The sequence below is a fragment of the Streptomyces sp. NPDC048566 genome, assembly GCF_043199735.1.
Classification (GTDB): domain Bacteria; phylum Actinomycetota; class Actinomycetes; order Streptomycetales; family Streptomycetaceae; genus Streptomyces.
On record NZ_JBICWL010000001.1, the window covers coordinates 62,887 to 87,469 of the forward strand.

17 protein-coding genes are annotated in these 24,583 nt (G+C 72.6%); 12 read left to right on the top strand and 5 right to left on the bottom strand.

The window, feature by feature from the left end; translation table 11 throughout:
• Positions 1 to 37 precede the first annotated feature (37 nt).
• The 3 genes from ACGFS9_RS00245 to ACGFS9_RS00255 all read left to right on the top strand — a co-directional run bounded on the left by ACGFS9_RS00245 (position 38) and on the right by ACGFS9_RS00255 (position 5,146).
• A complete protein-coding gene (locus tag ACGFS9_RS00245; RefSeq protein WP_393250452.1) occupies positions 38 to 1,969 on the top strand; it encodes an IucA/IucC family protein in 1,932 nt (643 codons plus the stop codon).
• Positions 1,970 to 2,005: 36 nt separating this feature from the next.
• Complete coding sequence (locus ACGFS9_RS00250; protein WP_393249176.1) at positions 2,006 to 2,974, top strand: GNAT family N-acetyltransferase; 969 nt, start codon at positions 2,006 to 2,008, stop codon at positions 2,972 to 2,974.
• 87 nt (positions 2,975 to 3,061) lie between these two features.
• On the top strand, positions 3,062 to 5,146 hold the full coding sequence (locus ACGFS9_RS00255; protein WP_393249178.1) for an ATP-dependent DNA helicase: 2,085 nt from the start codon (positions 3,062 to 3,064) through the stop codon (positions 5,144 to 5,146).
• A 190-nt stretch (positions 5,147 to 5,336) separates the two neighbouring features.
• Here ACGFS9_RS00255 and lexA read toward each other — a convergent pair whose 3' ends face one another.
• Entirely contained in the window at positions 5,337 to 6,113 is a 777-nt protein-coding gene (gene lexA / locus ACGFS9_RS00260; RefSeq protein ID WP_393249180.1) for a transcriptional repressor LexA, read from the bottom strand.
• A 516-nt stretch (positions 6,114 to 6,629) separates the two neighbouring features.
• On the opposite strand from lexA, the gene nrdR reads away from it, so the two are divergent.
• Together nrdR and ACGFS9_RS00270 are read left to right on the top strand one after the other, a co-directional pair.
• On the top strand, positions 6,630 to 7,181 hold the full coding sequence (nrdR, locus tag ACGFS9_RS00265; RefSeq protein ID WP_393249182.1) for a transcriptional regulator NrdR: 552 nt from the start codon (positions 6,630 to 6,632) through the stop codon (positions 7,179 to 7,181).
• Between the two features lie 164 nt (positions 7,182 to 7,345).
• Complete coding sequence (locus tag ACGFS9_RS00270; RefSeq protein WP_393249184.1) at positions 7,346 to 10,246, top strand: vitamin B12-dependent ribonucleotide reductase; 2,901 nt, start codon at positions 7,346 to 7,348, stop codon at positions 10,244 to 10,246.
• Between the two features lie 104 nt (positions 10,247 to 10,350).
• Here ACGFS9_RS00270 and ACGFS9_RS00275 read toward each other — a convergent pair whose 3' ends face one another.
• Complete coding sequence (locus ACGFS9_RS00275) at positions 10,351 to 10,884, bottom strand: TerD family protein (RefSeq protein WP_393249186.1); 534 nt, start codon at positions 10,882 to 10,884, stop codon at positions 10,351 to 10,353.
• A gap of 155 nt (positions 10,885 to 11,039) precedes the next feature.
• On the opposite strand from ACGFS9_RS00275, the gene ACGFS9_RS00280 reads away from it, so the two are divergent.
• From ACGFS9_RS00280 to ACGFS9_RS00295, 4 genes are all read left to right on the top strand, one after another.
• On the top strand, positions 11,040 to 11,645 hold the full coding sequence (locus ACGFS9_RS00280; RefSeq protein ID WP_393249188.1) for a YdbC family protein: 606 nt from the start codon (positions 11,040 to 11,042) through the stop codon (positions 11,643 to 11,645).
• Positions 11,646 to 11,748: 103 nt separating this feature from the next.
• A complete protein-coding gene (locus ACGFS9_RS00285; RefSeq protein WP_393249190.1) occupies positions 11,749 to 12,408 on the top strand; it encodes a histidine phosphatase family protein in 660 nt (219 codons plus the stop codon).
• 12 nt (positions 12,409 to 12,420) lie between these two features.
• Positions 12,421 to 13,332, top strand: a complete 912-nt coding sequence (locus ACGFS9_RS00290) for an ADP-ribosylglycohydrolase family protein (RefSeq protein ID WP_393249192.1) — start codon at positions 12,421 to 12,423, stop codon at positions 13,330 to 13,332.
• Between the two features lie 1,357 nt (positions 13,333 to 14,689).
• Entirely contained in the window at positions 14,690 to 16,102 is a 1,413-nt protein-coding gene (locus ACGFS9_RS00295; RefSeq protein ID WP_393249194.1) for a DUF4153 domain-containing protein, read from the top strand.
• 393 nt (positions 16,103 to 16,495) lie between these two features.
• Here the strand turns inward: ACGFS9_RS00295 and ACGFS9_RS00300 are convergent, their stop codons facing one another.
• On the bottom strand, positions 16,496 to 16,702 hold the full coding sequence (locus tag ACGFS9_RS00300; protein ID WP_393249196.1) for a hypothetical protein: 207 nt from the start codon (positions 16,700 to 16,702) through the stop codon (positions 16,496 to 16,498).
• An 880-nt stretch (positions 16,703 to 17,582) separates the two neighbouring features.
• Between ACGFS9_RS00300 and ACGFS9_RS00305 the strand changes: the two genes are divergently transcribed.
• A complete protein-coding gene (locus ACGFS9_RS00305) occupies positions 17,583 to 18,284 on the top strand; it encodes a ribonuclease HII (protein ID WP_393249198.1) in 702 nt (233 codons plus the stop codon).
• A 68-nt stretch (positions 18,285 to 18,352) separates the two neighbouring features.
• Positions 18,353 to 18,979, top strand: coding sequence for a hypothetical protein (locus ACGFS9_RS00310; protein ID WP_393249200.1), 627 nt, complete (start codon positions 18,353 to 18,355; stop codon positions 18,977 to 18,979).
• Between the two features lie 500 nt (positions 18,980 to 19,479).
• On the opposite strand, the gene ACGFS9_RS00315 is transcribed toward ACGFS9_RS00310, so the two are convergent.
• Positions 19,480 to 20,112 (bottom strand): hypothetical protein, encoded by a 633-nt coding sequence (locus ACGFS9_RS00315; protein ID WP_393249202.1) that lies wholly within the window; start codon positions 20,110 to 20,112, stop codon positions 19,480 to 19,482.
• Positions 20,113 to 20,337: 225 nt separating this feature from the next.
• Positions 20,338 to 22,542, bottom strand: a complete 2,205-nt coding sequence (locus ACGFS9_RS00320) for a RecQ family ATP-dependent DNA helicase (RefSeq protein WP_393249204.1) — start codon at positions 22,540 to 22,542, stop codon at positions 20,338 to 20,340.
• A gap of 592 nt (positions 22,543 to 23,134) precedes the next feature.
• Between ACGFS9_RS00320 and ACGFS9_RS00325 the strand changes: the two genes are divergently transcribed.
• On the top strand, positions 23,135 to 24,535 hold the full coding sequence (locus tag ACGFS9_RS00325; protein WP_393249206.1) for a DUF4192 domain-containing protein: 1,401 nt from the start codon (positions 23,135 to 23,137) through the stop codon (positions 24,533 to 24,535).
• Positions 24,536 to 24,583 lie beyond the last annotated feature (48 nt).

The following is a 24,583-nucleotide window of genomic DNA, read 5'->3' on the forward strand; positions in this document are numbered from 1 at the left end:
GGCGGAAGCGTGGCCCCGAGGGACCGACGGCCACCGCATCGCCGCAGAGCGGCACGACTCCATCCCCGACCCGCTGGAGCACCCCGACCCCCGGAGCGCGGCCCAGGCCGCGGCCGTGGAGAACCTGCTGCGCTGCTGGGTGCGCGAGAACGACCTCCCCGCCCCCGACCACGGCACCCTCCGCATCCCGCTCCCGGCCAGCGGCGCGATCCTGCTCGTCCCCGTCCTCTACTGGTCCGCCACCGGCTGGCACCGCTTCGGCCCTCCACACCTCGCCTACGCGCCGGAGGACGCGCCGCCCGCCGACGCCGTCACCGTGGCGGCGCTCCTCGCCCGCGAGGCCGCCGCCCCCCGGCACCCGCAGACCGCCCCGACGGTCGGCGCCTCGGCCCCGCCCGGCCGGGCAGCCCCGGGCGGACCGCCCGCCCCGCCGCACACCGTCCCCTCTCCCCGCACCGGTCCGGCGGACAGCGCACCGGCCCACCGCGCGGACCGCGCGGCGGACGGAGCGGCCGACGCGGGCGCCGAACTCGTCGGGCGCGTCGCCGACTCCGTCCGGCGCACCGCCGAGTTCATCGAGGACCGCCGACGGCGCCCCGCCGACGGGCCCGACCTCTTCCTCGCCGCGGAACAGGCCCTCCTCCTCGGCCACCCGCTGCACCCGGCCCCCAAGAGCCGCGAAGGTCTCTCCGAGGCCGAGGGCCGGATCTACTCGCCCGAGTCCCGCGGGTCCTTTCCCCTGCACTGGACGGCCGTGGCCCCCTCGGTGCTCGCGAGCGACTCGGCGTGGACGGAGCGCGGGCGGCCCGTGTCGGCGGAGCAACTGACCCGGCGGCTGGCCGGTGCCGAGCTGGACCTGCCCGACGGATACGCTGCCGCTCTGCCCCTGCACCCCTGGCAGATGCGCGAACTCCGGCACCGCCCGCAGACCGCCGCTCTCCTGGACGCCGGACTGCTGCTCGACCTCGGTCCGCTCGGAGCACCCTGGCACCCCACCTCCTCCGTCCGCACGGTCTACCGCCCCGGCACGCCGTCCATGCTGAAACTCTCCCTGGGCCTGCGCATCACCAACTCCCGCCGGGAGAACCTGCGCAAGGAACTCCACCGGGGCGTCGAGGTCCACCGCCTGCTGCGCAGCGGCCTGTTCAAGGAGTGGCAGGCGGTCCATCCCGGCTTCGACATCGTCCGCGACCCGGCCTGGCTCGCCGTCGACGCACCGGACGGCGGACCCGTCGCGGGCCTGGACGTGATGATCCGGCACAACCCGTTCGGCCCGGCCGACGACGCCGGCTGCGTCGCGGGACTCGTCTCCCCTCGCCCCCACCCCGCGGCCGAGGGCAGGCCCCCGATGCGGTCCCGGCTCGCCGGACTCGTCGCCCGGCTCGCCGCACGCACCGGGCGACCGCACGGGGCCGTCGCCGCCGAGTGGTTCCTGCGCTATCTCGAACACGTCGTCCGCCCCGTGCTCTGGCTGGACGCCGAGGCGGGCATCGCCCTGGAGGCCCACCAGCAGAACACCCTGCTCGTGCTGGACGCGGACGGCTGGCCCGCCGGGGGCCGGTACCGGGACAACCAGGGCTACTACTTCCGCGCCTCCCGCCGAGCGGACCTCGACGCCCGGCTGCCCGGCATCGGCGAGCACAGCGACACCTTCGTCCCCGACGAGGTCACCGACGAACGGTTCGCGTACTACCTCGGCATCAACAACGTCCTCGGACTCGTGGGCGCCTTCGGCTCCCAGGGGCTCGCCGGCGAGGAGCTGCTGCTCGCCGCCTTCCGCCGCTTCCTGTCCGACGTCGCCACCGGCCCGGACCGGCTGCGCACCCCGCTGCCCTCCCTGCTGCTCGACTCGCCCGCGCTGCGCTGCAAGGCCAACCTGCTCACGCGCCTCAACGGCCTGGACGAACTCGTCGGACCCGTGGACACCCAGTCCGTCTACGTCACCGTCTCCAACCCCCTGTCCTCCTGACGGGCCCGCCCCGCCCCGCCTCCCGAGAGGAGCCTCGTGCCTCCCACCGACGCGAGCGCCGACACCGGCACCCCGGCCGCCGCTCCGTTCACGCCCGGACCCGCTTCCGCCGCCGCGCCGCGCACCGTCACCGGAGCGGACCCGGGCACCCCCACCGACTGCGAGGACACCCTCGACCTGCGGCTCCCCGGCGAACTGCTCGCCCTCCTCGCCGCGGACGGCGAACGCCCCCGGCCGGACGGGGCCCCGGAGCGAGCCCGCCGGCGCTCCCACGGCACGGCCACCAGGGCCGCGGACCAAGGCGCCCGGGGGCCGGAGGCCGGGGACGGCGATGCCCGCGGCGACCTGCTCGGCGGTGTCGCCGGCTGGGGCCCGGTCACCACCGGCGCCGGTGTCTTCGAACTGGTCCCCGTGCACCGCGGGCGGGACGTACCGCTCCTCTCCCGCTGGATGAACGACCCGGCCGTCGCCGCCTTCTGGGAACTGGCCGGACCAGAGGCGGTCGTCGAGCAGCACCTGCGGGCGCAGCTCGACGGGGACGGACGCAGCGTGCCCTGCCTGGGCGTGCTCGACGGCACCCCGATGAGCTACTGGGAGATCTACCGGGCCGATCTCGACCCCCTGGCGCGCCACTATCCGGCCCGCCCCCACGACACCGGCATCCACCTCCTCATCGGCACCGTCGCCGACCGCGGGCGGGGCCTCGGCACGGCCCTGCTCACGGCCGTCGCCGACCTCGTCCTCGACCGGCGGCCCGCCTGCGGCCGCGTCGTCGCCGAGCCCGACCTGCGCAACACGCCCTCCGTTTCCGCCTTCCTGAGCGCCGGATTCCGCTACTCCGCCGAAGTCGAGCTGCCCGGCAAGCGGGCCGCCCTGATGGTCCGTGACCGGCCGCTGCGCGCGGTGCTTGATGCCGGCCGGCACCGGACAGAGTCCCGGCCCGCCGCACCGCCGGTCCCGCTGCTCCGGCCCGCGCGCGGCTCCCTCGCCGGCGGTTCCCGGTGAGCGCCGCCCCGCCCCCGTCCCTGTCGCGCCCCCGGCCCCGGCCTTGATCGACCGGCTGTCGGTGGCGCCCCGTAGGCTGGCACCGCTATGACGAAGCCCTCACTCCCCGAACTCCTGCACGCCGCCGTCGCCGCCGTCGGCGGCACGGAGCGCCCCGGCCAGGTGACCATGGCCGAAGCCGTCGCGGACGCCATCGACGACAGCTCCCACCTGCTGGTCCAGGCGGGCACCGGCACCGGAAAGTCCCTCGGCTATCTGGTGCCCGCGCTCGCCCACGGGGAGCGGGTGGTGGTGGCCACCGCCACCCTGGCGCTCCAGCGCCAGCTCGTGGAGCGGGACCTGCCCCGCACCGTGGACGCCCTGCACCCCCTGCTGCGGCGCCGGCCCGGGTTCGCGATGCTCAAGGGCCGGTCGAACTACCTGTGCCTGCACCGCCTCCACGAGGGCATGCCGCAGGACGAGGACGAGGGCCTCTTCGACCAGTTCGAAGCGGCGGCCCCCACCAGCAGGCTCGGGCAGGACCTGCTGCGGCTGCGCGACTGGTCCGACGAGACCGAGACGGGCGACCGCGACGACCTCACCCCGGGCGTCTCCGACCGGGCCTGGGGCCAGATCTCCGTCTCCTCCCGCGAGTGTCTGGGCGCCACCAAGTGCGCCTACGGTGCGGAGTGCTTCGCGGAGGCCGCCCGCGAGCGCGCCAAACTCGCCGAGGTCGTCGTCACCAACCACGCCCTGCTCGCGATCGACGCCATCGAGGGCGCGCCGGTCCTCCCGCCGCACGAGGTGCTGATCGTCGACGAGGCCCACGAACTGGTCTCCCGGGTCACCGGCGTGGCCACGGGCGAACTCACCCCCGGCCAGGTCAACCGGGCTGTGCGCCGCGCCGCGAAGCTGGTCAACGAGAAGGCGGCCGACCAGCTCCAGACCGCCGCCGAGGGCTTCGAACGCCTGATGGAGCTGGCCCTGCCCGGCCGTCTGGAGGAGATCCCCGAGGACCTCGGGTACGCGCTGATGGCGCTCCGGGACGCGGCCCGCCAGGTCATCTCGGCGATCGGCGCGACCCGCGACAAGTCCGTGCAGGACGAGGACGCCGTACGCAAGCAGGCGCTGGCCTCCGTGGAGTCCGTGCACGACGTGGCGGAGCGCATCACGAACGGCTCCGAGTGGGACGTCGTCTGGTACGAACGCCACGACCGCTTCGGTGCCTCCCTGCGCGTGGCCCCCATGAACGTGTCGGGTCTGCTGCGCGAGAAGCTCTTCACCGACCGCTCCGTCGTCCTGACGTCGGCGACGCTCAAGCTGGGCGGCGACTTCAACGGCGTGGGGGCCTCGCTGGGACTCGCCCCCGAGGGCACCGCCGGCGACGACGTCCCCCCGTGGAAGGGGGTCGACGTCGGCTCGCCGTTCGACTACCCCCGGCAGGGCATCCTCTACGTGGCCAAACACCTGGCACGGCCCACCCGGGACGCCGACCGCGGCGACATGCTCGACGAACTGACCGACCTGATCCAGGCGGCCGGCGGTCGCACGCTCGGCCTGTTCTCCTCGATGCGGGCCGCCCAGCTCGCGGCGGAGGAGCTGCGCTCGCGCATCCCCGAGTACCCGATCCTGCTGCAGGGCGAGGAGACCCTCGGCGAGCTGATCCGGAACTTCGCGGCGGATCCGAAGACCTGTCTCTTCGGAACGCTCTCCCTCTGGCAGGGGGTGGACGTGCCGGGCACGAGCTGCCAGCTCGTCGTCATGGACAAGATCCCGTTCCCGCGTCCCGACGACCCGCTGATGAGTGCGCGCCAGAAGGCGGTCGAGGACAACGGGGGCAACGGCTTCATGGCTGTCGCCGCCACCCATGCCGCGCTGCTGATGGCCCAGGGCGCCGGCCGCCTCGTACGGGCGTCCGGGGACCGGGGCGTGGTCGCGGTGCTCGACCAGCGCCTGGCCACGGCCCGCTACGGCAGCTATCTGAAGGCGTCGCTGCCCGACTTCTGGTCCACCACGGACCCGAACCAGGTGCGCCGTTCCCTGGCCGCGATCGACGAGAAGGCGAAGGAGACCGAGGCCGTACGATCGGCCGCCGCGCAGGAGGCCGCGTCGGCGGGGGAGGCCCCGGCCGCGGAGGCACCCGCGGTCGCGGATGAGCCGGACGGACCGGGGGAGTCGGCGGACGAGGCGTAGAGCCGGGTCGGTCGCTGCCGGATCGAGCGGGAGCGGCAGCGACCGGTGGGACCCGTGGTCCCCGGGCCCGCACCGGACGGCGCTCCGCGGGGCGGGCGCGAAGGCGACCGGCACGCGCAGGACCCCGGAACCGGCGCAGTTGGTTCCGGGGCCCGGTCCAGGGGCGGGGCGACGACGCGCCCTCGCGGTGCTACACCCGGCGCAGCACGGCGACGACCTTGCCGAGAATGGTCGCCTCGTCGCCGGGGATGGGCTGGTATGCCGCGTTGTGCGGCAGCAGCCACACGTGGCCGTCCTCGCGCTTGAAGCGCTTGACCGTGGCTTCGCCGTCCAGCATCGCGGCGACGATGTCGCCGTTCTCGGCGACCGGCTGGCGGCGGACCGTCACCCAGTCCCCGTCGCAGATGGCGGCCTCGATCATCGAGTCGCCGACGACCTTCAGCACGAACAGCTCACCGTCGCCCACCAGTTGGCGGGGGAGCGGGAAGACGTCCTCGACCGACTCCTCGGCGAGGATCGGGCCACCGGCGGCGATCCGGCCGACCAGCGGCACGTAGGACGCGGCCGGCTTGCCCGCGGTGTCCGTGGGCTGCGCCGACGCCTGGTCGGAACCGCGCACCTCGTACGCCCGCGGCCGGTGCGGGTCCCGGCGCAGGAAGCCCTTGCGCTCCAGCGCCATCAGCTGGTGCGCGACCGAGGAGGTGCTGGACAGCCCGACGGCCTGCCCGATCTCCCGCATCGACGGCGGGTAACCGCGCCGCTGCACGGAGTCCCGGATCACCTCGATCACCCGGCGCTGCCGGTCGGTGAGTCCCGAGCTGTCGGCCCGGATGCCGGGAGGTCGGCCGGGCAGGGAGCGCTTGGGCCCCTCATGGTTCGCGGTTTCGTTCATCGCATGCACCGGCTCGAGTCGGCCCTGGGAGCGCTCCTGGGCAGTGATGGTGGCGCTGTCTGCGGTGGTGGTCACGTCGGCCCCTCTCGATGGTCTCCCTGCTGGACAACGGTAGTTGCTTTCGAAAGGTTGCGCCAAACACACGTTCGAGTGAAAAACCGCGATTTAGCTGACGTGATCATGTGTCTGGGTGTAGCGCTGGCGACGCACCGGACGGACGAAAGCGTCCATTGCGGTACTCTTCACCGCCGAGGCGGTGGCCGACCCTGCCGGTCCGGGCGGGAGCCCAGTGTGCCACTCCCCGCCACGCCCTCCGGGAACCGGCTGCCCCTCCGTGCGTCGGCCGCGCTGCCCCGGGTGTCCTGAATGGGTGCGGCTGCGCGGCACATGCCCATACGGGCGCGACACGCGCGGATCGGGCGACTTGGCGTGCCAGGCCCCACATCTAGTGGTTGGATTGCGACAGCAGCCCAGAAGTTGTGGTCCCCCGGTCTCCGGGCCCCCGGCCATCGCCTATGCTTGAGGCTGCTTCGCGGGGCCCCTGAGGTCCCTGGAAGTCCATGAGTCGTGCCGTGAAGGAGGGTTGGAGCCATGCACTGCCCCTTCTGCAGGCACCCCGACAGCCGCGTCGTCGACAGCCGTACGACCGACGACGGCACGTCGATCCGCAGGCGCCGCCAGTGCCCCGACTGCTCCCGTCGTTTCACGACCGTGGAGACGTGCTCGCTGATGGTGGTGAAGCGCTCTGGCGTGACCGAGCCCTTCAGCCGCACCAAGGTCATCAACGGCGTCCGCAAGGCGTGCCAGGGGCGGCCGGTCACCGAGGACGCGCTCGCCCAGCTCGGCCAGCGGGTCGAGGAGGCGGTGCGGGCTACCGGAAGCGCCGAACTGACCACCCACGACGTGGGTCTGGCCATACTCGGACCCCTGCAGGAGCTCGACCTCGTGGCCTATCTGAGGTTCGCCTCGGTCTACCGGGCCTTCGACTCGCTGGACGACTTCGAGACGGCCATCGCGGAACTCCGCGAAGTGACGCAGCGCGCCGCCGTGGACGACGACGACCCGGCCGACGTGCGCGAGGAGAACGACCGCGGCCGCGGCCGGACCCCCGAGGTCCCCGTGCCCGCCACCGCCGCCGACTGACCGCAGGTCCGGGCCCCTCGGATCGTCCGGACCTCTCTCGCAGGTGACACACACAGACCTGCCGCGACCTGCCGTGTTCCGGCGGTGCGCGGCACCAGAAGCACATCGCGCCACGGGAAGAACGTGGCCTTTCAGGGCGTTTTAGCCTGATACAGGGAGGCGGCATGACAGAGACGGCGAGCGGTCCGGCACGAGGATCTCGCACCAAGGGCGGGGCCAAGGCCACCAAGGGACTGCGCATCGAGCGCCTTCACACCACCCCCGGCGTGCACCCGTACGACGAGGTGGAGTGGGAGCGCCGTGACGTCGTCATGACCAACTGGCGCGACGGCTCGGTCAACTTCGAGCAGCGTGGCGTCGAGTTCCCCGGCTTCTGGTCGGTGAACGCGGTCAACATCGTCACCAGCAAGTACTTCCGGGGCGCCGTCGGCACCCCGCAGCGCGAGGTGAGCCTCAAGCAGCTCATCGACCGCATCGTGAAGACGTACCGGAAGGCCGGCGAGGACCACAAGTACTTCGCCTCGCCCGCCGACGCGGAGATCTTCGAGCACGAGCTCGCCTACGCCCTCCTGCACCAGATCTTCAGCTTCAACAGCCCCGTCTGGTTCAACGTCGGGACCCCGCAGCCCCAGCAGGTCTCCGCCTGCTTCATCCTGTCCGTCGACGACTCCATGGAGTCGATCCTCGACTGGTACAAGGAAGAGGGCATGATCTTCAAGGGCGGTTCCGGCGCCGGCCTGAACCTCTCCCGCATCCGCTCCTCCAAGGAGCTCCTCTCCTCCGGCGGCAACGCCTCGGGCCCCGTCTCCTTCATGCGGGGCGCCGACGCCTCCGCGGGAACGATCAAGTCCGGCGGAGCCACCCGCCGCGCGGCCAAGATGGTCATTCTCGACGTCGACCATCCCGACATCGAGGACTTCATCCAGACCAAGGTCAAGGAAGAGGAGAAGATCCGCGCCCTGCGCGACGCGGGCTTCGACATGGACCTGGGCGGCGACGACATCACGTCCGTCCAGTACCAGAACGCCAACAACTCGGTGCGCGTGAACGACACGTTCATGCAGGCCGTCGAGGCGGGCGGCATGTTCGGCCTCACCTCGCGCATGACCGGTGAGGTCATCGAGGAGGTCGACGCCAAGTCGCTCTTCCGCAAGATGGCCGAGGCCGCCTGGGCCTGCGCCGACCCCGGCATCCAGTACGACGACACGATCAACCACTGGCACACGTGCCCGGAGTCCGGCCGCATCAACGGCTCGAACCCGTGCAGCGAGTACATGCACCTGGACAACACGTCCTGCAACCTCGCCTCACTGAACCTGATGAAGTTCCTCAAGGACGACGGCAAGGGCCGCCAGTCCTTCGAGATCGAGCGCTTCGCCAAGGTCGTCGAGCTGGTCATCACCGCGATGGACATCTCCATCTGCTTCGCCGACTTCCCCACCCAGAAGATCGGCGAGAACACCCGCGCCTACCGCCAGCTCGGCATCGGCTACGCCAACCTCGGCGCCCTGCTGATGGCGACCGGCCACGCGTACGACTCCGACGGCGGCCGGGCGCTCGCCGGTGCCATCACCTCCCTGATGACCGGCACGTCCTACAAGCGCTCCGCGGAGCTCGCCGCGGTCGTCGGCCCGTACGACGGCTACGCCCGCAACGCCCAGCCGCACCAGCGCGTCATGAAGCAGCACGCCGACGCCAACACCACGGCCGTCCGGATGGACGACCTGGACACCCCGATCTGGGCCGCCGCCACGGAGGCCTGGCAGGACGTGGTCCGGCTCGGCGAGAAGAACGGCTTCCGCAACGCGCAGGCCTCGGTGATCGCCCCGACCGGCACCATCGGTCTCGCGATGTCCTGCGACACCACCGGCCTGGAGCCCGACCTCGCGCTGGTCAAGTTCAAGAAGCTGGTCGGCGGCGGGTCGATGCAGATCGTGAACGGCACCGTGCCGCAGGCCCTGCGCCGCCTGGGATACCAGGAGGAGCAGATCGAGGCGATCGTCGCCCACATCGCCGAGAACGGCAACGTGGTCGACGCCCCCGGCCTCAAGCACGAGCACTACGAGGTCTTCGACTGCGCCATGGGCGAGCGGTCCATCTCCGCGATGGGTCACGTCCGCATGATGGCCGCCATCCAGCCGTGGATCTCCGGCGCCCTCTCCAAGACGGTCAACCTGCCGGAGACGGCGACCGTCGAGGACGTCGAGGAGGTCTACTTCGAGGCGTGGAAGATGGGGGTCAAGGCGCTCGCCATCTACCGCGACAACTGCAAGGTCGGGCAGCCCCTCTCCGCGAAGACCAAGGAGAAGGAGAAGGCCGAGGTCACCGCCAAGGCCGAGGACGCCATCCGCACCGCGGTCGAGAAGGTCATCGAGTACCGCCCGGTCCGCAAGCGCCTGCCCAAGGGCCGTCCCGGCATCACCACCTCCTTCACGGTGGGCGGTGCCGAGGGATACATGACCGCCAACTCCTACCCGGACGACGGTCTCGGCGAGGTCTTCCTGAAGATGTCGAAGCAGGGCTCCACCCTCGCCGGCATGATGGACGCCTTCTCGATCGCCGTCTCGGTCGGGCTCCAGTACGGCGTGCCCCTGGAGACGTACGTCTCCAAGTTCACCAACATGCGCTTCGAGCCGGCCGGTATGACGGACGACCCGGACGTGCGGATGGCGCAGTCGATCGTCGACTACATCTTCCGCCGCCTGGCGCTCGACTTCCTGCCCTTCGAGACGCGCTCCGCGCTCGGCATCCACTCCGCCGAGGAGCGCCAGCGGCACCTGGAGACGGGTTCCTACGAGCACTCCGAGGACGACGACGTCGACGTCGAGGGCCTGGCCCAGTCGGCGCCCCGCGCCCAGGAGTTGAAGGCCGTCGCCACCCCGAAGGCCGAGGAAGCGGTGGTCGTGCCCGCGCCGAAGGAGGCGCACACCAGCGCCGAACTCGTCGAGATGCAGCTGGGCATCCAGGCCGACGCCCCGCTCTGCTTCTCCTGCGGCACGAAGATGCAGCGCGCCGGTTCCTGCTACATCTGCGAGGGCTGCGGATCGACCAGCGGCTGCAGCTGATCTCGGGCGCCGCTGAGGCGTGGACTGCCTGATCGGGGCGGTGGAGCCGGTCGCCCGGCTTCACCGCCCTCGGCGTACGGGGCGCCCGCGTGGGGGGCCCGGTCTCACGCCTCCTGAGGGCTCCCCATGACCCGCGCGAACGTGGCCGGGTCCGTGTCGAAGCCGTGGACGCCCGGGTGGAAGGTCCACTCCCCGGAGTGGTCGCGCACGAACTCGCCCAGGGTCGCCGCCGTCGCGTCCGGCACGTCGCCGAAGTCGCCCTCCGTCAGGACGGTGTAGCCCTCGCGGAGCCGGAAACCGGGATTCAGCACCCCGGCGTACGTCTTGGCCCCGGAGCGCTGCTGGATGAGCACCCCGATCACCACGCGCGCGTAGTCGCCGTGCAGGCGGTCCAGCTCCAGGGTCATCACCTCGTCCCAGCCGAAGCCCTTGCCGTCCTTGCTGTCGCGGTTCAGATAGATGGTGCCGTCCGGCGAACGGCTGTCGAAGTGCACGACGTAGGCGGGTTCCGCCTGCGGTGCGGAGGCGGGATACGTCGCCGCGATGATGTCCAGATCGGTGGCCGGCTCACCGACCGCGCTCGGATCCCACCGGATGGCCAACTCCGCCTTGCGGATGCCTTTGTTGAGACCGCTCATCGGATCTCCCCTCCCCGTCGTCCCAGCAGTGATCCGGCCAACTGCCGCGCAAGCGAGGCCGGTTGACCATCGTGCCACGGGTGCGGGCGCGCCCGCGCGGATCAAGTCGGTCCGACCGCCTCCGGTGTCCCGCTTCGTGGCCTTACGATGGCGCGGTGCTGGTCAAGTGGATTCGCTGCACCGTGGTCGACCGCCGCGGTTTCGAACGAGGGCAGCGAAAGTGGGCGGGGCTGCTGGGGGAGCCGGGATTCCGGGGGCAGGGCGGGGGATGGAGCGCGGGGCGCCCCGGTGTCGCCCACATCATCTCCTTCTGGGAGAGCCGCGCCTTCTACGACTCCTTCATGGCCCGCTCGCACGACCGGCTGGCGGCATCGCAGTCCGGCACGTTCAAGGACGTCCAGGTCAAGCTGTTCGACCACCGCTTCGACGTCAAGACCGGCTTCGAGCCGCGCTTCACGGACGCCGACGTGGTCCGGGTCGCGCACTGCCGGGTCCACGAGGAGCGTGCGGAGCACTTCGCGCTCATGCAGGAGAAGGTCTGGAACCCGGCGATGGCCGGCTCGCCCGGCATGGTGCGCGGGTTGTTCGGCGAGGCCCCGGGCAGCGAGTTCCTGGTCCTGTCCATGTGGCTGTCGACCGCCGAGCACGGGAAGTACCGCGAGGAGCGGGTGGAGCGGCTCGCGCTGCGCGCCCAGATCGAGGCCGACGTGGCCGCCCTCGCCGGGGACATCGTGCGACTGGAGCCCGGCTGGATCGTCTGAGCCCTGTCCCCGGCACGTCCCCGATGTGCGGGAACGGTGTGACCTACGCCGTATGAGCCCGTACGACCGCTCGGTTCGCGCCGACACGATCTAGGGTTTCGGCATGGCACGACCACGGCGCATCATCCTTGTCCGCCACGGCGAGTCGGTGGGCAATGCCGATGACACCGTGTACGAACGCGAGCCCGACCACGCCCTGGCCCTCACCGAGAAGGGCCGGCAGCAGGCCGCGGAGACGGGCGAGCGGCTCCGGGAGGTCGTCGGCGGCGAGCGCGTCAGCGTCTACGTGTCACCGTACCGCCGCACCCACGAGACCTTCCGCGCCTTCCGGCTCGACCCCGGGCTCGTCCGGGTCCGCGAGGAGCCGCGCCTGCGCGAGCAGGACTGGGGGAACTGGCAGGACCGCGACGACGTCCGGCTCCAGAAGGCCTACCGGGACGCCTACGGGCACTTCTTCTACCGGTTCGCGCAAGGGGAGTCCGGGGCGGACGTCTACGACCGGGTCGGCGGCTTCCTGGAGAGCCTGTACCGCAGCTTCGAGGCCCCCGACCATCCGCCGAACGTGCTCCTGGTGACCCACGGCCTGGCCATGCGGCTGTTCTGCATGCGCTGGTTCCACTGGACGGTCGCGGAGTTCGAGTCGCTCTCGAACCCCGGGAACGGCGAGACGCGGATGCTCGTTCTGGGGGACGACGGCAGGTACACCCTGGACCGTCCCTTCGATCACTGGCGTGAACCGGAATCGTACGGATTCACCGGATAGAGTGGCAGGGCGATGATCGCTGACACCTCTCCCGACGGCCGGCTCGACCGCGCCCTGGCCAGCCTGCGCGGACTCGCGGTCGGTGACGCGCTGGGCTCGCAGTTCTTCGTGCCCGTGCACTACCCGCTGCTCAAGCGCCGCGAGCTGCCTCCCACCCCGTGGCGGTGGACCGACGACACCGAGATGGCCTGTTCGGTCGTCGCGGTGCTCGCCAGGCACCGTCGCATCGACCAGGACGAGCTCGCGCACTCCTTCGCCGCGCGCCACGACGTCGACCGGGGCTACGGCCCCGCCGTCAACCGCATGCTGGGGCAGATCCGCGAGGGAGGCGACTGGCGCGAGCTGGCATCCGCCCTCTTCAAGGGTCACGGCTCCTGGGGCAACGGCGCCGCGATGCGGATCGCCCCGCTCGGCGCCTGGTACGCGGACGACCCCGAGCAGGCCACCCACCAGGCGGAGATCTCCGCCTACACGACGCACCAGCACCGCGAGGCCGTGGTCGGCGCGATGGCCGTCGCCGCCGCTGCCGCGCTGGCCGCCGACCCGGCGGGCCCGCCGGGCGCGGAGGCGCTGCTCGACGGCGTCATCGGGCTCATCCCTCGCAGCGCCGTCGGCGCGGGGCTGCGCCGGGCCCGGGACATGCTCGACTACGACGACGCGGCGACCGTCGCCGCCGTCCTCGGCTGCGGACGGCGCACGACGGCGCACGACACCGTCCCGTTCGCCCTCTGGTCGGCGGCCCGCACCCTGGGTGACTACGAGAAGGGCTTCTGGGGCACCTCGCAGGTCGGCGGCGACGTGGACACCACGTGCGCCATCGTGGGCGGCGTGGTCGCCGCGGGCAAGGCCGGGGCCCCGCCCGCGGCCTGGCTGCACGCCACGGAGGGACTGCCGGAATGGATCCCGGGGCACACAGCGGACTGAGGCACCCCGGGGACGGGGGAGTCCCGGGCGCGCCGCGGCGCACGGGTTCCGCCCCTCGTCGCGCGTGCGTCCGGGTTGATCGGACCGCGGGGCTCCGGCCGCCCTTCCGGCGCCGGTCATGGTGACGGGGCCGGCGAGCGCGCAGATCGTACGAGGACTTCGCCGGTGAGGTGCCCGGCATACGACGCGTGCCGCGCGTCCGACGCCTGCGCCCGACGTGAGCGGGGCTCGGCCCGGATGCGCGGCGCCGTCGGCGGATCCGTGGGCGGCACGCGGCAGGGCACTGCGGAGGCGCTGCGGACGAGCAGAGCAGAGGGGGCGGGACGTCCGCCCCCTCTGCCGCGCCGGACCCGGCGACTGTCACAGGCTCGCTACAACCCCGGCCTCACCTGCTGAGTCGTGCCGTGCGCGGATACCGTGTCCGCCACGCCGCCCGTTGATCTTGGCGGGTGTGCGCCGACAAGACACCGGTCGGCGGCCTTCCCGGCGCAGTGGCGCTCCGAGGGCTGCCCCGAGGCCGGTCGGGAGGGGGTCCCTTGTCCGACATACCGTCCACGCCGGAACCGAGTGACGCGGCATCGGCGGCTGATCGACGTGCCGTAGGCGACACGGAGCGCCGGCGAGCAGCGGAGACCGCGGGGCCGCCGGGCCGACCGGCGCCCGAGCCCCCCAGACCGCTCGCCCCGGGCGGCCGGGCAGCACGGCGCCCGAGCACCCGGAGGGCGCGGGGCCGCCCGGGCACGATGAGCGGAACACCGCGCCGGAGCCCCGGGAGAGCGAAGCGTCGTCGGAGAGCGCCGGAAGGCCGTCGACGGCCGAGGCCCCTGGACTGCACGCTCCTTCCACCAGACCGGTGCACCGGGGCGCCGACCCCGTCTCCGGCGGTGTGGGGGCGACACCGGAGACGGGAAGCGGGCGTTCCGGCAGGGAGAGCGGGACCGCCCCGAACGACGGCGGGGTGAATCCGTCCGGCGAGGCACCGCGCGACGGGCGCTCGGACGGGGCCACGGACGCTGCCGACGAGAGCGCGGACGATGCCGGTGTGCGACCGGGTGCAGGCGGCCTGACCGCGCGCACGCCGGGCGACGGCACGGAGGATCGCACGGGCGGCGACCGCGTCCCGGCGGAGCCCGGTGAGGCCGGGCGTCCCGGTGCCGGTTCCGGGGGAGACGCCGCTGCCAGTCCGTCGGGCCGGGACTCCGAAGCGGCTTCCGGCGCCGGCGCCCCGCGCTCACGAGCCGATCGCACGATCCACGGAAGCGGCAGCTGGACCACCCCGCCGCCTCCCGCTCCCTCACTGCTGGCCGGACTTCAGGCCGCGCCGCCGTCCGCCATCGGTGCGCCGGCCCTGTGGGCCGTGCTCGCCACCGGTGTGCTGAGCATGCTGCTCCTCGGCGACGGTCTGGCGATCAACCTCCTGCTGGCCGCGATCCCCGCCGCGCTCGCCGCCTACTTCGCGGGCCGGGCCGCGGAACGACGCGTGGGTGCGTGGAGCCTCGTCTGGGCGGTCGGCTGCCTCGGCCTGCTCGTCGTGCCCGCGCTGCGGGACGCGGACTGGCCCTCCTTCCTCGCCGTCGTCTCGGCGGTCGCCCTGGGGTCGCTCGCGTTGAACGGAGGGCGCACCTGGGCGGCCGTGCTGCTGAGCCCGATCGGCGTCTTCAACGCCCTGGTGCCCGGACCCGTCTGGGGCTGGCGCGGTCTGCGGGAGCGTTTCGGTGGTGCGCGGCGCGGCGTGGGAGTCGGACTGCGCGCGCTGGTGGCGGCATCGGTGCTGCTGCTGGTCTTCGGAGCGCTGTTCGCCGGAGCCGACGCCGCATTCGCGAGTCTGCTCGCGGATCTCATGCCGGACGCGTCCGTCACCGGTGGGCCCTGGCACCTGGTCCTGCTGGCGTCGGGCCTGGTGGGCGCGCTCGCCGTGGCCCACACGGCCGCGGCTCCGACCCGCTGGGACCGGATGGCCGTCCCGGCAGGGCGTCCTCGGAACCGGGTCGAGTGGGCCCTCCCGCTGGTGCTGCTCGTCGTCCTGTTCGCCGCCTTCAACGCCGTCCAGCTCGCCGTCCTCTTCGGCGGCTACGACGCCGTACTGGAGAAGACCGGCCAGACCTACGCGGAGTACGCGCGCCAGGGCTTCTGGCAGCTGCTGCTCGTCACCGTCCTGACGCTGCTCGTCGTCGTGTTCGCCCTGCGCTGGGCGCCGCGGGACGGCGCGGGCGACCGGAACCTGGTGCGGGGGGTGCTGGGAACCCTGTGCGCGCTGGCGCTCGTTGTCGTGGCATCCGCCGTGCGGCGTATGGACATGTACGTGGAGGCCTATGGGCTCACGCGGCTGAGGGTGTCGGTGGTCGCCGGGGAGCTGTGGCTGGGTCTCGTCATCGTGCTCATCATGGCGGCTGGCGTGTGGGGCGCCCGCTGGCTTCCCCGAGCGGTCGCGGCCAGTGCGGCGGCCGGAGTGCTGGCCTTCGGGCTGATGTCCCCCGACGGTCTGATCGCCGAGCGCAACGTCCAGCGGTACGAGGACACGGGGAAGTTCGACCTGGACTACGCCCGGACACTGTCGACCGATGCCGTACCCGCCCTGGACGAGCTGGAGGAGCCGATGCGCTCGTGCGCGCTGCGGGTGATCGCCGGCCACGTGAGGGAGGACCGGCCCTGGTACGCGACGAGTCTGGGCCAGGCCCGTGCCGCGGACATCCTCCGCGACCGGCCGCTGTCCCCCGCCGCGGACGGGGCCGAGTGCGGCGGACTGGCCGTCCGTCTCACGACCCGTTGACTCGGGGGCGTCACCCGGTCGGGCGGACCGCCCCTCTGCCGAGCGAGGCGGATCGGCGCGCCGCGGGCGCCCGGCAGGACGTCCGGTTCTCTCTTGTGTCGTCGCGCCCCCGGTCCGGTCTTGAGTTCTGGTGGTCGTCGCGACACCCCAGCTCAGGGGATGCGACGCGTTCGAGATCGGTGAGGACCGGGGGCGCGAGGGACGTCCCGTACGGTCTGCTGTTCGGCGGGGTGCGCGCGGTGCCCAAGGTGCTCGCCGGGAGCGAGCGGCCGAGGCAACCACCGACCTGCCGGGTGTCGTTGAGCAGACAAGAGATTGCCTCCTCCTTGCCCCGGACGACACAGGCGGCGGTGACGGTCGGCGTCACGAAGGCCGGCCCTGACTCCGGCCGCGTCATCCTCTCCGGTGTGACCGGCACCAGGGGCCGGTCACACCGGAGAGGATGACGGCGGTTGCATTGAACGGGCCGACGCCGGTTCGTTCGATCAGCAACAGCAACAGCAACAGCAACAGCAACAGCAACAGCAACAGCAACAGCAACAGCAACGCCCGGCCGGAGGGGGACCGGCGCATCGGCAACGTCCTCACCCTGACGAGCACGTCTCGACGACCTCGCCCTGCTGGTGACCCGTGCTGCGGTGAACCCTGCCGTCGCCGCCTGCGCCTCCAGCGCGCGGAACCTACGGCGCCGCCGCCCGGTTCACCGGTACTGCCGACCGGTTGGGGCCGGCACGTGCGACGCCGGGCCCCGGCCGCGTGACCGGCGTCCAGGCAGCCGCCTGGACCGAGCGGCGGCCTGCGACGGCGAAGGGAACAGGCCGAAGACTCGTGGCCCGCCATCCGCCCGGGCGCCGGAGTGCCGAACAGCTGCGTCCGCGCGGATGTGTGTCTCGCCCCGTCCGTCCGGGCGGGTGGGCGGGCGGACGCGCAGCGGCGCGATCGAGGTCGACGCGACCGGCGCCGTGCCCGTCCGTTACCAGTCCGCCTGTCGCACAAGCCCGGCGCCTGGACCTGTTCGTGGACATTGGCTGTCCGGTAGGGCGCTCTCGATCTGTGTCCCTTGGCCCACAAGGCGAAGTACACCCGGCCAGGTCCAGCTCTCCGATCAGTGCTTCGCGAATGCGATGTGCCCCGGCCCGGGTGCTTCCGCCGGGTGGTCCCCGGTGGCGTCGTCGAGCCCGCGCTGCGCCCACTCTGTGCCTGCTCCATACTCGGGCATCCAAGGAGGAGTGGGATGTGGCAACGTTCCTCCCGACGCAGCCCTCCGTAGGCCGACGACGCCGTTCCGGCGGGGATGACGGAGCGATCCAAGGTGTGCGCGAGCGAAGGGATCCGTCGGTATCTGCGGGAGTCGGTCGGCGGGCTGATGGTCCCGCTGCCACGTGTCGGGGCGATCCGACTTGATCGTGCCGGGGGCTTCCGGCCGCTCGGCGAACCTGGGTGTCGCGCGGGGCCCCGGTCGGCGTAGTCTGGGTCCGCCATGCCGTACGAACCACCCACCCACACCGTCGAGCGCTCTCTGCGCGCCACGACCGGAGCCAAGGTCGTCGCCGGTGTCGACGAGGTGGGCCGCGGTGCGTGGGCCGGCCCCGTCACCGTCTGTGCCGCCGTTACCGGACTGCGTCGCGCGCCCGAGGGGCTCACCGACTCGAAGCTCCTGACCGTGAAGCGCCGCACGGCGCTCGCCGAGGAGCTGCAGAAGTGGGTGACCTCGTACGCTCTCGGTCACTCCTCGCACGAGGAGATCGACCGCCTGGGCATGACGGCCGCTCTGCGTCTCGCGGCCGTGCGTGCCCTGGAGGCCTTGCCGGTCCGCCCCGATGCGGTCATTCTCGACGGGAAGCACGACTATCTCGGCGCTCCCTGGCAGGTCCGCACGGTGATCAAGGGCGATCAGTCCTGTGTCGCCGTCGCCGCCGCGTCCGTGATCGCCAAGGTTCAGCGCGACAAAATGATGGCCGAACTGGGCATCGACCATGCAGACTTCGGCTTTGCGGCCAACGCGGGTTACCCGTCGCCGGTCCACAAAGCCGCGCTGGAGGAGCGGGGGCCCACCCCGTACCACCGGTTGTCGTGGGCGTATCTTGATGCGCTGCCCCAGTGGCGGCACCTCAAGAAGGCCCGCAGCTGGGCGGACGGAAACGTTCCGGAGATCGAGGGTCAGCTCGGCTTCGATTTCTGACGATTCCGTTCGCACTCATGTGCCACCCGCCGACGCGACTCGCACCGGCGTTTGATAAATATCAGCTCATGCCTCTCCTTCCCGAGGAGCCTCAGATTCACGAGAGTGCCCAGGGTCCCCGCGTGACCCCGGCCAGTGGCCGCACCACGCCGACCCCCCGTCCCGTACCCGGTCCTCGCCCCGTGGCCCCGCCGCGTCCAGGCCGCCCGGGTCCCGTCCGGCCCATGCTGGCCCAACGCACCGTGCGCGAGCCGGTCGTGGCCGCGCCGAAGCCGTCCGTCAAGGCTGCCGCACCGGCTGCCGCCACCCCGCAGATCCAGCTCATCCCGGCCTCGGCCGACGGTGCGCTGGACGCCGCGGAAGAAGCCGTCGACCTGCTGCTGGACTCGGGCCGTGCTCCCGGTGAGGTGCTGGTGATCACCACCGGCGATCCGCACCCGTGGGCCGCGCACGAACTCTCCTTCGGGGAGGCCGCCTACTGGGCCCAGCACGACGCGGGTGACGACGTCTTCTACGCCGCGGCTTCCGCCGCCGGCCGTGCCGCGTCCCGTCCCGTCGTCGTGGTCGCCGTCAACGGTGGTTCCACCGAGGTCGTCGCCGCGGGGCTCCCGCTCGCTCTCGGCCGGGCCGGTGCCCTGTTGATCGTCTGCGGTGACCCGCAGCAGATCAACTCGGTGCTGGGCGTCGGCGTCTGATCGCGTTCCCGGCCTCGTCCGGAACGCGATCCGTGGGGTGCCGGAGGTGCCGCCACGGCGGCACCTGCACGGTGGTCGGTCTCGCCTGCCCGCACGAACGTGCTCGGCCTCGGGGCGCACCTCGCGCTCCCCGCGGACTCGAGGGCGGCTTGCGGGAGCGTTTATGGCATGAGCATGCCGTTTCCGTGTGGTGTGCGGTTCCGGCCCCGGGCCCCGCGGCGCTGGACGCGGCGGGCTCGGTGCAGCCGTGCCCGGGCATGGTGTCCGCCGTGCCTCGTGCGCTGCCGGCACGCGAGCCGGGCTCCCGCCGGGCCGACCTGGCCGGTCGGGTCCGGCCCGCGCGAGCCGCACTCTGGTGTGAGGCTGCGGCCCGCCTTTCCCGGCAGGCGGGCCGATACTGAGCCGTAGCCGTAGCCGTAGCCGTAGCCGTAGCCGTAGCCGTAGCCGTAGCCGTAGCCGTAGCCGTAGCCGTAGCCGTAGCCGTAGCCGTAGCCGGCCGCTCAGCGCGCTGCTGCTCGCCTCAGCACTTCCGACGCGGCTCCTCCGGTCCGAGGCAGGGGTGGCAGCGCCTCGCCGGCCAGAAACTCGGGCGGGGAGTCCGTGTGGGGCCGGCGTCCGCCGCGGCCCTCGCCGAGAACCTGCCAGCCGTCACGGGTGAGGGTGATGTACGCGCCACAGCGCAGCCCGTGCAGCGTGCACGCGTCCCGCAGTCCCCACATCCACGCCCCGTCCTCCTCCGTCCACCGGGCGTCGCCCTCGCGGCAGTACAGCAGCACCGCTGTCCGTGCGGGGGTGCGGCGCCGCAAGTCGTGCGGGATGACCCGACGCAGCTGCGCGAGCAGCGCGTTGCGGAACATCCAGCCGTCCGCCGGGGCCGAACGCCGTGTGAACGACGCACTCGCCAAGAGCCGTTCCTCCGGATCGAGTACCGCCACGACCGCCGTCGCGGGTCTCGGCCGGTGCCGGGCGTGCAGTCCGCTGACGACTTCACGGGGGTTGCGCAGCAGCGGAATGCCGGCCGCGGCCCACTCGGCGGGTTCGAGCAAGCGGGCCACGGGGTTGGCGGAAACGGCAGACAGGCCGGGAGACATCGGCATGGATGCCGCCGAGGACGGAGCGAATCCGAAGGTCACGGTCCTCCCTTCGGCTACGCGCCCGGGCTGCGGGCGGGGTCGGAATGGGGGTGTGCGCACGCCGCGACGGAGCCCTACCGGACCACGGGCGAAACCGAGCGGGGAGCGGACTTCAATTCTTCCTGTCGAACTCAGTTGCGGCAACGAGCAATTGGGGCCACAGACCGGTTTCGGATGATTGGCCGCCTATATACCTGCCCGCTGATTCGCCCGGGGACACGCGGGTCACGCCTGCACGGCGAGGACCAGCGGCAACACGCCCTCCGCGCCGGCTCTGCGGAGCATGCGCGCGGCCACGGCGAGGGTCCAGCCGGTCTCCGTGGCGTCGTCGACCAGGAGGACCGGGCCCGCGGCGTCCTTCAGCGCGGCGGCCAGCTCCGCCGATACCGACAGCGCACCGTCCAGTGCCTTGAGCCGCTGGGCGCTGTTGCTCCGGGAGATGTGCGCGCCGTCGCCCACGTACTCGACGGACCCCAGCAGCGGGAGCCGGCCGATCTCCGCGATGCCCGCGCCGAGCGACCGGATCAACTGTGGCCGGGAACGGGACGCGACGGTCACGACGCCTGCCGGGCGCGGGGGTGCGTCGGGCTCACCCGAGGCCCAGCCTCCCGGGCCCTTCGCCCAGTCCGCGAGGACGCCGACCACGGCTCTGGCCACATCGTCCGGAACCGGACCGTCCGGAGCCTGCGGAGCCAGTAGGGGGCGCAGCCGGTTGCCCCAGCCGATGTCCGACAGACGTCCCAGCGCGCGTCCGACGGAGGCCTGTTCACCGACCGGAATACGTCCCTTCAGGTCGACGCCGACCGCCTGCAGACCCGTCGGCCACATCTTGCGCGGTTCGACGTCGACGCCCGCCCGCCCGAGTTCACCGTTGGCGGCGTCGAGGGCGCCGGCGGAGACGGCCTCCCGGAATCGGGCTCCGGCGCAGTTGTCGCAGCGTCCGCACGGGGCCGCTTCCTCGTCGTCGAGCTGCCGCCGGAGGAACTCCATGCGGCAGTCCGTCGTCGACACGTAGTCCCGCATGGCCTGCTGCTCCGCGGCGCGCTGCTTGGCGACCCAGGCATAGCGCTCGGTGTCGTACGTCCAAGGGGTCCCGGTGGAGATCCATCCGCCCTTGACCCGCCGCACCGCGCCGTCCACGTCCAAGACCTTGAGCATGGTCTCCAGACGGGACCTGCGCAGGTCCACCAGCGGTTCCATGGCGGGCAGAGAGAGTGGACGCCCGGCGTGGGCCAGCACGTCCAGGGTGCGCCGGACCTGCTCTTCCGGAGGGAACGCCACCGACGCGAAGTACTCCCAGATCGCCTGGTCCTCCTTGCCGGGCAGGAGCAACACCTCGGCGTGCCGCACCCCGCGTCCCGCGCGTCCCACCTGCTGGTAGTAGGCGATGGGGGAGGAAGGCGAGCCCAGGTGGACGACGAACCCCAGGTCGGGCTTGTCGAAGCCCATGCCGAGCGCCGATGTGGCGACCAGCGCCTTGACCCGGTTGGCCAGCAGGTCCTCCTCGGCCTGCTGGCGGTCCGCGTTCTCCGTCTTCCCGGTGTACGAAGCGACGGTGTACCCGCTCTGCCGCAGGAACGCCGTCACCTCCTCGGCCGCTGCCACGGTGAGGGTGTAGACGATGCCGGAGCCCGGCAGATCGTCGAGATGTTCGGCGAGCCAGGCCATCCGGTGCGCGGCGTCCGGCAGCCGCAGCACGTTGAGGCTCAGACTCTCCCGGTCGAGCGGGCCGCGCAGGACCAGGGCGTCGGTGCTGCCGCCGGTACCGAGCTGCTCGGCGACGTCGGCCGTCACACGCGCGTTGGCCGTGGCGGTGGTGGCCAGCACCGGGACGCCGGGGGGCAGTTCGGCGAGCATGGTGCGCAGACGACGGTAGTCGGGCCGGAAGTCGTGACCCCAGTCGGAGATGCAGTGCGCCTCGTCGACCACCAGGAGGCCCGTGGCGGCGGAGAGCCGCGGGAGCACCTGGTCGCGGAAGTCGGGGTTGTTGAGCCGCTCCGGACTGACCAGCAGCACGTCGACCTCGCTCGCCGCGATCTCGGCCTGGATCGTCTCCCACTCCTCGGTGTTGGAGGAGTTGATCGTCCGCGCCCGGATACCCGCGCGGGCGGCGGCCTCCACCTGGTTGCGCATCAGAGCGAGAAGCGGCGAGACGATCACCGTGGGGCCGGCGCCCCGCTCGCGCAGCAGGGCCGTCGCGACGAAGTACACCGCGGACTTGCCCCAGCCGGTGCGCTGCACGACCAGCGCTCTGCGCTTGTCGGCCACCAGCGCCTCGATGGCGCGCCACTGGTCCTCGCGCAGTCGGGCCTCGCCGTCCTTCGCGCCGACGAGCCGGGCCAGGACGGCGTCGGCTGCCGCGCGCAGGTCTTCACGGTGGAGGCCGGGCGCGGTGTCGGGGGCTGCGGGGTGCGGGTCTTCGTTGGTCATGGCTCCATGCAACCCGATGGGTCGGACAAACCGCGAACGAGCCGAGCGGCCTGTGGACAACCTTTGGCGTGGCCATGGTCAGGGTTATCCACAGGGAAAACCGGAATCCTGCAATCCGCGAGATGGTCGCCGCATGACGAATCACGACGAAGCAGCCCATTCTCTCGGCGACGCGATCGACAGCGCGGCGGGCGGCGGCGGAGCGGACCGTGCGCGGCACTCCTCCGCCCGGAGCGACACGTGTGACACCCGAGGGTGCGAGCGCCGCCGCGCGGAGGAGGACGGCCGAGGCGGCGGCGACGGTGGCCCCGGCGCCGGTGTCCTCCTTCCGCCTGGATGCCTCGCCGGTCGACCGGCGTGTCCCCACGACGGGCTCGGTCCGGCCGCCGCGGAATCCGAGGGAGCCGGGGTCCGGACCACCGATCCGGCGGACGGTCCGTGCGTACCCGTGCCGCTTGCGCGTGCCGGCGCGGCCGACACCGGGGCAGCGGCCCCCGCAGATCGGCGGGAGCCTGCCCGGGACGAGCGACCGACCCCGTGCGGCGCGGCCCGCACGGACGACGCCGGGGGAGAGCACCGGGTCACGCACCAGGTGACCCTGCGGACCCCGGCGGAGTTGGCGGATGCCCTTCCCTACCTACTCGGGTACCGCGCCGAGGACAGCATCGTGCTCGTCGCCCTGCACGATCAGGAGCGACGGGGCCGATTCGGCGGCCGTGCCCGCCTCGGCATCCCCGGGAGTACCGAGGACTGGCCGGCCGCCTCCGACCAGCTGACCCAGGGACTGATCAAGGGGAGCGAGCGTCGGGGCGCCCGCCCGGAAAGCATGGTGGTCTACCTCTGCCGGGAACCGGGAACCGGCGAATCGGGCCGGGACGTCATGGAACGGCTGCGCCCGCTCGCGCAGTTGTTGCGCAGGGCCTGCGGACGCCTCGATGTTCCCGTGATCGAGGCACTGTGCATCTCCGGTGGCCGCTTCTGGTCGTACACCTGCCCCGGGCGAGGGTGCTGCCCACCAGAAGGGTCGCCGATGGGGCTGCCGGGGACGTCCGTCCTGGCGGCCGCCGCGACCTACGCCGGCCTCCAGGTACGCGGCTCACTCGGGGAGCTGACCGCCCGGCTCACTCCCTGGGAATCCGCCGCCGCGCTCCACCAGGAGGCCGCCCTCGACACCGCGGGCATCACACTGGTTCCGAGGATTCTGGAAGAGACCGGCCGCGCCGAGGTCGCCGCCGAAGCCCTCGCGCTGGCCCGGCGGGTCAGGGACCGGCTGGCGGACGCCCCTGCCGTACCCGGGGTGCGTCCGGCCGACCTGCGGGACGACGGGCTTCTCGAGGACGAGGAGGCCGCCACGCTGATCCTCGCGCTCCAGGACCGCGCGACCCGCGACCGCGCCGCGGAGTGGATGGAGGGCGCCGAAGCGGGCCCGGCTCTGCGCCTGTGGCGTGCCCTGGCCCGCCGATGCGTGGGCTCCTACCGTGAACACGCCGCCGCGCCCCTCACCCTCGCCGGCTGGGTCGCCTGGTCCACGGGCGACGAGTTGGAGGCACGGGAAGCCCTGGCGATGGCTCTCGGCTCCGACCCCGACTACCTCTTCGCGCGTCTCCTGCACCAGGCGTGCAACGAAGGCCTGGACCCCGAGAGCATCCGCCGCTGCCTGCGCGCCGAGCGGGCCGGCCGTGAACAGGAGGGACCGTCCCCCGATGCCGGCGCGATCCCCTCTCCTGCCGGTCCGACGCCGAGTCCGGCGCGTACGGCAGCCGTGGTCCCTCAGCCGCCCCGGCGACGGCGAACCCGTATGCGCGCCCAGAGCGGTACCCGTCCGGCCGGGCGCGGGCCGCGTCAGGCGGGCGGTGAGGTGAGCCGCCCGGGCGGCGGGCCCGCACGGACCGGCGGGCGTCCCGTCCGTCAAGCCCGAGCCGCGCGGCGGACGGACGGACGTCGGCACACGCCGGGCGACGAGAGCGGGCGAGCGGATGGCCAGGGCGGGTGAATCAGTGCGCCGGCGCCCCGGCCCCGAGGGGATGGGAAGCAGCGGAGT